The organism is Streptomyces acidicola (genome assembly GCF_009377235.1).
In the GTDB taxonomy this organism is placed as follows: domain Bacteria; phylum Actinomycetota; class Actinomycetes; order Streptomycetales; family Streptomycetaceae; genus Streptomyces; species Streptomyces acidicola.
In genome coordinates, this window is record NZ_VMNX01000382.1 from 1 (window position 1) to 6,068 (window position 6,068).

The window sequence follows — 6,068 nt, forward strand, 5'->3', positions numbered from 1 at the left end:
GGCCCGCACTCCCCGCTCACATACGTACGGCGGCTCGCGCCCGGCGCGCCCCGTACGAGCCGCCGCGAGACGGCCGCGCGCTCTGGTCCCCCGCGGTCCGCCCCGCGATAGTGGCCGTTCGTCGACGATCGGGGGAGGCCCAGGGTGGGGAAAGCGCCCGGCTCGGACAAACGCGCGACGCGCACAGGTGGCAAGAACGGCCGGCCGGAGACCTCCGACTCCGAGGTACTCCTCTTCGGCGGGCCGCTCCGGTACGACATGGGCTGGTCGCAGCACGCCGACGCGTTCCTGGAGCTGAACCTCCGCGCCATGGTGAGGCGGCTGCCGTCGCTGCTCGCCTCCAGTTTCCGGCTGGCCTGGCAGGCGGACCGGCGCGCCGCCCGCACCGTACTGGCCGCCGAGGTCGGCCGGGGCCTGGCCCAGGCTGTGAGCCTGCTGGCGGTCAACACCGTCCTGGCCCGGCTGATGGCCGGCGGTCCGGTCGAGGACCGGCTGCAGGGGGCCGCTCCGGCCCTCACCGCCCTCGCCGCCGTCATGCTGCTGGCCGCGCTGCTGCGCGCCGCCTCGACGTACGGCACCGGCCGCCTGGAGCCGAAGGTCGAGCGCGTGGCGACCGAGCTGTACCTGGAGCGGGCGGCGGCCGTGGAGCTGGCCGCCATCGAGGACGACGCCTTCCACAAGCTGCTCGACACCGCGAAGTACGGCGCCCAAGCGGCCCGCCGGATGATCTCGTACTCCGCGCGCGTGGTGAACGCGATGATCTCGCTGGTCGCGGCGGCGGGAGTGCTGACCGTGCTGCACCCGGCCCTGCTCCCGCTCCTCGTCACCATGACGCTGCCGAGCGCCTGGAGCGCCCTGACCATCGCCCGGCGCCGTTACGAGTCCTTCCACACTTGGGTGCAGCACACGCGCGCGGGGCACCTGATCAGCAGCCTGCTGACCGAGCCCGAGGCGGCCCCGGAGGTCCGCGTGCACGGCGTCGGCCCGTTCCTGCTGCGCCACTTCCGTTCGATGTCGGAGTCGGCGGAGGCCGAGCAGGAGCGCCTGGCCCGCCTGGCGGCCCGTACCGGACTGATCGCCGCGGCCTGGACGGGGATCGCGACCGTGGCGACCTACGCGACCCTCGGCGGCCTGCTGCTCGCCGGTGCCATGGCGCTCTCCGTGGCGGGGACGGCGGTCATCGCGATCCGTACCGGCTCCGCCAGCCTCGACACCCTCGTCCTGGAGCTCAACTCCCTGCACGAGGAGGCCCTGTTCGTGGGCGACATGCAGCGCCTGTACGTGGAGGCGGCCAAGCGCGCGATCCCGGTGGGCGGGGATCCTCTGCCCGCGAATCCGCGGGAGATCCGCCTGGAGAACGTCACCTTCACATACCCGGGCAAGGCGACCCGGCCCGCTCTGTCCGATGTGACGCTGACCGTGCCCCTAGGCAAGATCGTGGCACTCGTCGGCGAGAACGGCTCGGGCAAGACCACCCTGGTCAAGCTGCTCGCCGGGCTGTACGCGCCGGACCGGGGCCGCATCCTGTGGGACGACGTGGACGCGACGACCGCCGACCGGCAGCAACTCGCCGAGCGCATCGCCATGGTGGCGCAGGACTTCAAACGGTGGCCGTTCACGGCCCGTGTGAACGTCGCGGTGGGCCGCCCGTCGGCGACGCCGACCGACGAGCGCGTCTCCTCGTCGGTCGCCGAAGCGGGGGCCCAGGACGTGGTGGCCGATCTTCCGCGGGGCCTCGACACCCTGCTGGCCAGGGGCTTCAGCGGCGGGCACGAGCTCTCCGGGGGCCAGTGGCAGCGGCTCGGCATCGCGCGTGCGGCCTACCGGCGCGGGCACATCCTGATCGTGGACGAGCCGACCGCGGCCCTCGACGCCCGCGCCGAGCTGGAGGTCTTCGAGAAGATCCGAGCCCTGGCGGGCACCGGCCAGACGGTCATCCTCATCACGCACCGTCTGGCCTCGGTGCGCCATGCCGACCTGGTGCACGTCCTCGACCAGGGCCGCCTGGTCGAGTCCGGTTCCCCCGAGGAACTCCTGGCCACGGGTGGCGTCTACGCGGAGCTGTACTCGCTCCAGGCGGAGCAGTTCACGGCGAAGGTGCCGACGAGGGAGGCGGGCTGACGAATCCGTCAGCGCGCTGGGCCCCGACGGCGCAGAAAGGTCACTCTCCGGAGTCGGCTCCGCGCACGATCACCAGAAACGTGTCGGTGGCGAGGTCCATGACGACCTCCGCGGCCTGGCCCTCCAGGCGGCGCGCCTGCGCGAACTCCTCCGCCGGCCACGATCCGCGCGGCCCGCCGGCGGGGAAGCGCTCCAGCACTGTTCGCCCGTTCACCCTGCACCTCCATGTGAAGCCAGTAGTCGTAGAGTTAAACGCCCTCCCTGAGGTGAACGGCTCTTGACGTGACGGTACTGAGACGCAGTTGACACCTGGTCAACGCCGAACGGTGAGGGAGCTCTCGGAAACCGCCCTGCTGGGTGACTTTCCGCGCCGGACACGGCTCGTACCGTGTCCCGCTTGTGCGCGGTCCGGGTGTCACTCCGGCGGCTTGTCGTACTCCTGGATCCGCGTCCCGTGGCTGCGGTCGACGAGCGCGGGCAGGCGCTCACCGAGCTCCCGTACAGTCGCGGGGACGTCGATGGTGAGGAGTTCCCGGTCGCGCATGAGGACGCGCCCGTCGACGATCGTGGTGCGGACGTCGGAGGAGCGGGCACTGTGCACGAGGGTGGCGGCGAGGTCGTGAACGGGCTGGGTGTGCGGGCCCGTGACGTCGACGAGGATGATGTCGGCGCGCCTGCCGGGGGCGAGACTGCCGATACGCTCCCCCAGTCCGACAGCCCGGGCGCTCTGGAGCGTGGCGTGGTGCAGCGCCTGCCGCGATGTCAGCCAGCGCGGGTCGCCCTCGGTCGACTTCTGCAGGAGCGCGGTGAGCGCCATGGACTCCCACACGTCGAGCGAGTTGTTCGAGGCGGCCCCGTCCGTGGCGAGCCCGACCGGGACACCGATGCGACGCAGGGCCCGTACCGGAGTGGTGCTCCAGGCGAACTTCAGGTACCCGCGGGGCGCGGACGCGACGGCGACCGGCCCCGTCGCCCGCTCCAGGACGGGCAGATCGCGCTCGATGATGCCGGTGCCGTGCGCGATGAGCACGCCGGCGTCCAGCCCGAGGAGCCCGGTGCGTTCCAGCACCTCGATGGGAGTGACACCGTGCCGGGCGAGGCTGTTGTCGGTCTGGTCGCGGCTCTCCGCGGCGTGGAGGTGGACGGGCAGGCCGTGTTCGAGGGCGATTTCGGCGGTCGCGGCGAGGTCGGCGTCGACGACGGTGTAGGGCGCGTGCGGCGCGAGCGCGGTGGTGATACGACCGTCCGCGCCACCCCGGTGCCGTAGCGCGAACTCCAGTGACTTCTGGCGCCCTTCGGGCCCCTGCGAGGAGAAGTAGGCCTCCCCCAGGTGCGCGCGCAGACCGCTCTCGGCCGTCACGGCGGCGACCGTGTCCATCGCGAAGTAGTGGTCAGCGAAACAGGTCACCCCACCACGGATCATCTCGGCACAGGCCAGCCGTGCCCCCAGCTCCACGTCCTTCGGCGTGAGGTTCGACTCGATCGGCCAGACAACGACGTTGAACCACTTCTCGGCCGGCAGGTCCTCGGCGACGCCACGCAGGGCGACCATCGGGGCGTGGGTGTGGCAGTTGATGAGACCGGGAAGGGCGACTTGGCCGCGGGCGTCGATGCGCTCAGCGGCAGATCGGCTGACAGTGACGGTGCCCCCGGCCCGCCCGACGGATTCGATGACTCCGCCCCGGACGACGATCGAGGCGTCCTCGACGAACCTGATCCCTTCCTCGTCGTCGTGCACGAGAGCGGTGCAGCCGGTGATGAGGAGATCCGCGGGATCGGCGGCATCCACGGCATCGGCGGCATGGGCGGCATCCGCGGGAGGCTCAGCGCGAGACGGCGTCATGCGGTCACGGTACGACGGGGGTCTACAGCTGGGGGACGTAAACGGGCAATCCTGGCTTGGGGTCCGAGGTCCGGGGTCTTGGGCCTTGGGCTGGGGGCTGCGGGCTGGGCGATACGCCTACCCCGCCGCACGCAGCCCCGGCAGTGTGCCCTGCTCGGCCGCCGGCAGCAGGCGGCCCAGCCCCGCCCGCTTGCTGCGCTCGGTGAGCTCGTCCAGGAGTTCGGTGAGCCGCTTGGTGTCCTGGGGCGTGAGGTGTCCCGTGTCGTCGAGGTGGACGGCGTAGGCGGTGGTCGTGTCGACGATGCGTTCGAGCGTGGCCGCGACCTCGCCGGTGCCCTGCGTGTGCCGGGCCAGGGCGGGGAGTTCGGCCGCGGCGAGGTCGATCGCGGCGTGGGCCTCGGCGAGCGTGCGGTAGGCCTCGCGGCGCAGGGTCCACCGCCGGGCGCGGTCGTCGGACTCGCTGAGCACGTGCGCAAGGTAGGCGTACGCGGCGTCCCCGGCCTTGGCCAGCCGGGCCCGCACACCGCCACCGCGCTGCCCGGGCATCGGCAGATGGCCGACGATCAGCACGATGGCGCAGGCCAGCAGCGTCTCACCGATCCGGCTCCAGGACGCCTGCGGCTCCCCGCCGACCATCACCAGGGCGAGCACGAGCACGGTGACGACGGCGGTCTGCGCGGCGAAGTGCCGCGTGGCGACGGGAATCAGCGCACCGCTGACGGCGACGAGCGCGATCAGTCCCTCGGGCCGCGGCAGCACGGCGGCGAAGACGACCGCCCCCAGCACGGTCCCCGCAGCACGGTTCAGCACGCGCGAGGCGAGCGGCCCGAGGTCGGGCTTGACCAGGAAGACAGCCGTGGCGGGAAGCCAGTACCAGTGGACGTGGTGAAGGGCCTGTGCCACGGCGGCACTGGCCCCGAAGGACAGGGCGACCCGCATCCCGTACTCACGCCCACCGGACCCGAGGGCAAAGCGGACGAGTGACGTGGCGGTGCGGCGCCGACGGTGCAGGCGCCCGTTCTCCTGGGTGTCGCCCTCGCGGTCGAACGCCTCGGCGGCCTGCAACAGCGCGTCGTCCAGAGCGCGCAGGGCGGGCGCGGAACGAGCGGGCGCCGGCAGCGGTCCCGTGTGCGCGTTGGCCCGTACGGCGGCGGCGAGGCGCCGTGGCCCCTCCGCGGCACGGCCGGGCACTTCGTCCCCCGCCCAGGCAAGCGCGGTCGCCGCCTCGGCGAGCGGCAGCGCCGCGGCGTACTGGGCGTGCAGTCGCCGCTCGGTCGCCGAACTCGCGTACCGCCGCAGCCGGGGCCCGGCGAGGGCGTCCTGGGCATGATCGAGAGCAGCGGTGAGGGCGGCCCGCCGGCCGGTGGCTTCGGGCGTACCCGTGGCGACAAGCAGTTCCGCGATGGCGTCGTACACCTTGGCGACGGCGTCCCGCTCCCCGTCGAACCGGAAGTCGAGCCAGAACTCCAGCCGCGCGTCCCCGGCGACGGCTCCGGGCGTGGGCAGTACGAGCCGCAGGGTGAGCAGCCACCCCGCACCGGCCACAAAGGCGAGCGCCCGCTCCCACCCGCTCTCGGGCAGGGGCATCCCGGCCCCGATGGCCGCGGCGACGAGCAACTGCGTCCCGGCTCCCGACGCCACGGGCCCGATGGCACTGACACTCCCGGCGAGAAACCCGAGCAGGGTGAGCACAAGAGTCAGCACCACGGCGTGTGCATGCTCCCCGGCGTACGTCCCGACGAGCAGTCCCCCGGCGCCGGCGAGCGCCGGCACCCCGATCCGCTTGACCGAGGTCCTCCGGCTCCCGGGCCGGTCGTTGATCCCGGCGAACATGGCCCCGAGCGCGGCGACGACCCCGACGGAGGTGCGTCCGGTGAGCACGGCCCCGAGCAGCAGCGGCCCAGCCGCCAGGGCTCCCCGCACCACCGCGTTCCAGGGCACGGGCCCTCTTTGCGCGCGCAGAGCATGAGCAAGCCAGGGCGGCACAGCGAGCACGGGGCGGGACACGTGTCTGGCTCCTGTCGGGACGAGGGCGGGGTGTGCCTTCGGGCGACGGTGGCCGGGCGTGGGTTGGTGGTCTCCACGGTAGGGGGTGGGGCGGGAG

At 73.0% G+C, this 6,068-nt stretch carries 4 protein-coding genes; 1 reads left to right on the forward strand and 3 read right to left on the reverse strand.

Translation table 11 applies throughout. The annotated features are described in order from the left end of the window. Positions 1-258: 258 nt before the first annotated feature. Complete coding sequence (locus FPZ41_RS44220) at positions 259-2,121, forward strand: ABC transporter ATP-binding protein (RefSeq protein ID WP_152870289.1); 1,863 nt, start codon at positions 259-261, stop codon at positions 2,119-2,121. Positions 2,122-2,161: 40 nt separating this feature from the next. On the opposite strand, the gene FPZ41_RS47640 is transcribed toward FPZ41_RS44220, so the two are convergent. The 3 genes from FPZ41_RS47640 to FPZ41_RS44230 all read right to left on the reverse strand — a co-directional run bounded on the left by FPZ41_RS47640 (position 2,162) and on the right by FPZ41_RS44230 (position 5,971). Beyond that, positions 2,162-2,335, reverse strand: a complete 174-nt coding sequence (locus FPZ41_RS47640; protein ID WP_166681813.1) for a hypothetical protein — start codon at positions 2,333-2,335, stop codon at positions 2,162-2,164. A 201-nt stretch (positions 2,336-2,536) separates the two neighbouring features. Further along, entirely contained in the window at positions 2,537-3,964 is a 1,428-nt protein-coding gene (locus FPZ41_RS44225; RefSeq protein WP_152870287.1) for an amidohydrolase, read from the reverse strand. Between the two features lie 117 nt (positions 3,965-4,081). Then, positions 4,082-5,971 (reverse strand): FUSC family protein, encoded by a 1,890-nt coding sequence (locus tag FPZ41_RS44230; protein ID WP_322621519.1) that lies wholly within the window; start codon positions 5,969-5,971, stop codon positions 4,082-4,084. Positions 5,972-6,068: the final 97 nt, after the last annotated feature.